The organism is Rhizobacter sp. P2_H2 (assembly GCF_056403375.1).
In genome coordinates, this window is record NZ_JBFUFP010000479.1 from 1 (window position 1) to 3,996 (window position 3,996).

3 protein-coding genes and 1 pseudogene are annotated in these 3,996 nt (G+C 70.2%); all 4 read left to right on the forward strand.

Annotation, left to right across the window (positions count from 1 at the left end; translation table 11 throughout):
• Positions 1-133: 133 nt before the first annotated feature.
• Positions 134-1,240 carry a 3-phosphoserine/phosphohydroxythreonine transaminase gene (gene serC / locus AC1D15_RS20690; RefSeq protein WP_477827446.1) on the forward strand — a complete coding sequence of 369 codons (1,107 nt, stop codon included), beginning with the start codon at positions 134-136 and terminating at the stop codon, positions 1,238-1,240.
• Positions 1,233-2,339, forward strand: a complete 1,107-nt coding sequence (gene pheA, locus AC1D15_RS20695) for a prephenate dehydratase (protein WP_047505846.1) — start codon at positions 1,233-1,235, stop codon at positions 2,337-2,339. Before serC ends, pheA begins: the two co-directional genes overlap by 8 nt.
• Before the next feature lie 2 nt (positions 2,340-2,341).
• Positions 2,342-3,226 carry a prephenate dehydrogenase gene (locus AC1D15_RS20700; RefSeq protein ID WP_047505844.1) on the forward strand — a complete coding sequence of 295 codons (885 nt, stop codon included), beginning with the start codon at positions 2,342-2,344 and terminating at the stop codon, positions 3,224-3,226.
• 51 nt (positions 3,227-3,277) lie between these two features.
• Positions 3,278-3,996 (forward strand): annotated as a pseudogene (locus tag AC1D15_RS20705) (bifunctional 3-phosphoshikimate 1-carboxyvinyltransferase/cytidylate kinase); the annotation flags it as partial.

A 3,996-nucleotide genomic window follows, 5' to 3' on the forward strand; every position in this document is an offset into this window, starting at 1 on the left:
ACCGGCGCATCGGCGCCCGCAGCCGCCGCGCCGCGCGCCGCCAGGCCTGCCGCGCCCGCGGCCTCCAAGGCGGGGAAGTGACCCCAGGCGCCCCTCCCGTGACCCTTCTTCGCTGACCGACCGGATGAGCGCGATGCAACGCCCGTACAACTTCTCCGCCGGCCCGGCCGCGCTGCCCGAAGAGGTGCTGCGCCAGGCTGCGGCCGAAATGCTCGACTGGCACGGCTCGGGCATGAGCGTGATGGAGATGAGCCACCGCGGGCGCGAGTTCGCGAGCATCCACGAGCAGGCCGAGGCCGACCTGCGCGGGCTGCTGGCCGTGCCGGCGAACTTCCGCATCCTGTTCATGCAGGGCGGCGGCCTGGCCGAGAACGCGATCGTGCCGATGAACCTGTCGCGCGGCGGCGTGGTCGACGTCGTGGTCACCGGCGCGTGGTCGCAGAAGTCGTACAAGGAGGCGCAGCGCTATGCGCAGGCGCGCGTCGCCGCGAGCAATGCCGACGACCGGCACACCCGCATCCCGGCACCCGAGACCTGGTCGCTGAGCCCGGACGCGAGCTACGTGCATGTGTGCACCAACGAGACCATCCACGGTGTCGAGCTGCACACGCTGCCCGACCTCGCCGCGCTCGGCTCGAAGGCACCGCTCGTGATCGACTGCTCGTCGCACATCCTGTCGCGCGCCATCGACTGGTCGCGCGTGGGCCTGGCCTTCGCCGGCGCGCAGAAGAACATCGGCCCGGCCGGGCTGACGCTGGTGTTCGTGCGCGACGACCTGCTCGGCCATGCGCTGCCGATCTGCCCGAGCGCCTTCGACTACAAGACCGTGGCCGACAACGGCTCGATGTACAACACGCCGCCCACCTACTCGATCTACATCGCCGGGCTGGTGTTCCAGTGGCTGAAGGCGCAGCGCGAAGGCGCGGCCGCGGGCGTCGCGGCGATGGAGCAGCGCGCGATCGCCAAGGCCGGGCTGCTCTACGGCTACCTCGACGGCTCGGAGTTCTACGTGACCCACGTCGATCCCGGCAGCCGCTCGCGCATGAACATTCCCTTCTTCCTGCGCGACGAATCGCTGAACGACGCCTTCCTGGCCGGCGCGAAGGAGCGCGGGCTGCTGCAGCTGAAGGGCCACAAGAGCGTCGGCGGCATGCGCGCGAGCCTGTACAACGCGATGCCGCTGGCCGGCGTGCAGGCGCTGGTGGCGTACATGCGAGAATTCGCCGCGCGCCATGGCTGACCCGACACCTGCCCCCCACCCTGACCTGCTGGCCCTTCGCACCCAGATCGACCGCGTCGACAGAGAGTTGCTGGGCCTGCTGAACCAGCGCGCCCAGTTCGCGCTGCACGTCGGCGAGCTGAAGAAGAAGGAAGGCTCGGTCGCGTTCCGCCCCGAGCGCGAGGCCCAGGTGATCGACGGCCTGAAGCAGGTCAACCCCGGCCCGCTGGCCAACGACAGCGTCGCACCGATCTGGCGCGAGATCATGTCGGCCTGCCGCGCGCTCGAGACCCCCACCCGCGTCGCCTACCTCGGCCCGTCGGGCACCTTCAGCGAGCTCGCGGTGCTCGGCTTCTTCGGCTCGTCGATCGTCAAGGTGCCCTGCGCCAACTTCGACGAGGTGTTCCATGCCGTCAGCGCCGGCTCGGCCGACTTCGGCGTGGTGCCGGTCGAGAACTCGACCGAGGGCGTGGTCACGCGCTCGCTCGACCTGTTCCTGACGACGCCGCTGTTCATCATCGGCGAGACCAGCCTGTTCGTGCGGCACAACCTGCTGCGCCGCGAGAACGCGCTCGAGAACCTGACGGCCGTGTGCGCGCACCCGCAGGCATTGGCGCAGTGCCACGGCTGGCTCAGCAACCACCTGCCGAACGTCGAACGCCGCCCGGTCGCGAGCAATGCCGAAGGCGCCCGGCTCGCCCAGCAGGACGCCAGCATCGCCGCGATCGCGAGCGAACGTGCCGCCAGCGAGTTCGGCCTGCACATCGTCGCGCCGGCCATCCAGGACGACGCGCACAACCGCACCCGCTTCACGGTACTCGCCCACCCGCACCAGCATCCGCAGCCGAAGGCCTCGGGCCACGACTGCACCAGCCTGATCGTGTCGGTGGCCAACAAGCCCGGCGCGGTGCACGACATGCTGGTGCCGCTGAAGCGCCATGGCGTCTCGATGACGCGTTTCGAATCCCGCCCTGCGCGGTCCGGCCAGTGGGAGTACTACTTCTACGTCGACCTGCAGGGCCACCCCGACGAGCCCCACGTCGCAGCCGCGTTGAGCGAGCTGCGCGAGGTGTGCGCCTTCTTCAAGGTGCTCGGCACCTATCCCATCGACGTCCATTGACCATGTTCAACCAACTCGGCGTGATCGGTGTCGGCCTGATGGGCGGCTCGTTCGCACTCGCCTTGAAGCGGGCCGGGCTGGTCAAGCGCGTGGTCGGCTACAGCAAGTCGCCCTCCACCACCGAGCGCGCCCGCAAGATGGGCGTGATCGACGTGGCCGCCGAATCGGCGCTGCTCGCGGTGTCGGGCTCCGACATCGTGCTGATGGCGGTGCCGGTGTCGGCCACCGAGGCCACCTTCAAGGCAATCCGCCACCTGGTGGAGCCGAACGTGCTGTTCATGGACGTCGGCTCGACCAAGCGCGACGTGGTCGATGCGGCCCGCCGCGTGCTGAAGGAGCGCGTCAGCGCGTTCGTGCCGGCGCACCCGATCGCCGGCAAGGAAGTGGCCGGCGTCGCGCATGCCGATGCGTCGCTGTACACCGGGCGGCAGGTGATCATCACGCCGCTGCCGCAGACCTCGCCCGAGCTGGTGCAGAAGGCGACCGACGTGTGGTCGGGGATCGGCGCGCAGGTGCTGCGCATGACGGCCGAGAACCACGACGCCGCGTTCGCCGCCGTCAGCCACCTGCCGCACATGCTGGCCTTCGCGTTCTTCAGCTCGGTCGCGAAGCAGCCGGCCGGCAAGGATTTCCTGTCGCTGGCAGGCCCCGGTTTCCGCGATTTCACGCGCATCGCCGCGAGCGACCCCGAGGTCTGGCGCGACATCCTGATGTCGAACCGCGAAGAGATCCTGAAGCAGTCGATGCGCTTCCGGCACACGCTGGATGCGCTCGAGCACGTCATCAAGACCGGCAACGCGGAGGCGCTCGAAGGGCTGATCCGCAATGCGTCCGAAGCGCGCTCCGGCTGGCAGATGGGCGCGGGCAAGCCCGGCTCCTCGCGTTGAATTCCTGACCCCGCAGCGCGATGGTGCGCTGCCTTCGGCCGCCCATCGACCATGTTCTCGACACCCTTCATCGATCTTCCCCCGCTGGCATCCGCCGGCGGCAGCATCCGCCTGCCCGGCTCGAAGAGCATCTCCAACCGCGTGCTGCTGCTGGCCGGCCTCAGCGCCGGCACGACGGTGGTGCACGACCTGCTGGATTCCGACGACACCCAGGTGATGCTGGCCGCGCTGCGCGAACTCGGTTGCGGCGTCGAGGCCGATGGCAGCGCCTGGCGCATCACCGGGCTCGGCGGCCGGCTCGCGACGCGCGAGGCCAGCTTGTTCCTCGGCAACGCCGGCACCGCGATGCGCCCGCTGACGGCCGCGCTGGCGGTGCTGGCCGCCACGCAGAACGGCCGCTTCGAGCTGCGCGGCGTGCCGCGCATGCACGAGCGCCCGATCGGCGACCTGGTCGACGCGCTGCGCCAGCTCGGCTGCAACATCACCTCGCTCGGCCAGGAAGGCTACCCGCCGCTGCGGCTCGCCGCCGCCGACCTGCGGCTGAACACCGCGCAGCCGATCCGCGTGCGCGGCGACGTCTCCAGCCAGTTCCTGACCGCGCTGCTGCTCGCGCTGCCGCTGGTGTCGGCCGAGCATGCGGTGACGATCGAGGTCGACGGCGAGCTGATCTCGAAGCCCTACGTCGACATCACGCTGAACCTGCTGGCGCGCTTCGGCATCCAGGTGCGCCGCGACGGCTGGCAGCGCTTCGTGATCCCGCAGGGCAGCGC

Excerpts from the sequence above, each read along its gene's own strand:
- serC (WP_477827446.1), top strand. The coding sequence starts at position 134 with ATGCAACGCCCGTACAACTTCTCCGCCGGCCCGGCCGCGCTGCCCGAA.
- pheA (WP_047505846.1), top strand. The coding sequence starts at position 1,233 with ATGGCTGACCCGACACCTGCCCCCCACCCTGACCTGCTGGCCCTTCGC.
- AC1D15_RS20700 (WP_047505844.1), top strand. The coding sequence starts at position 2,342 with ATGTTCAACCAACTCGGCGTGATCGGTGTCGGCCTGATGGGCGGCTCG.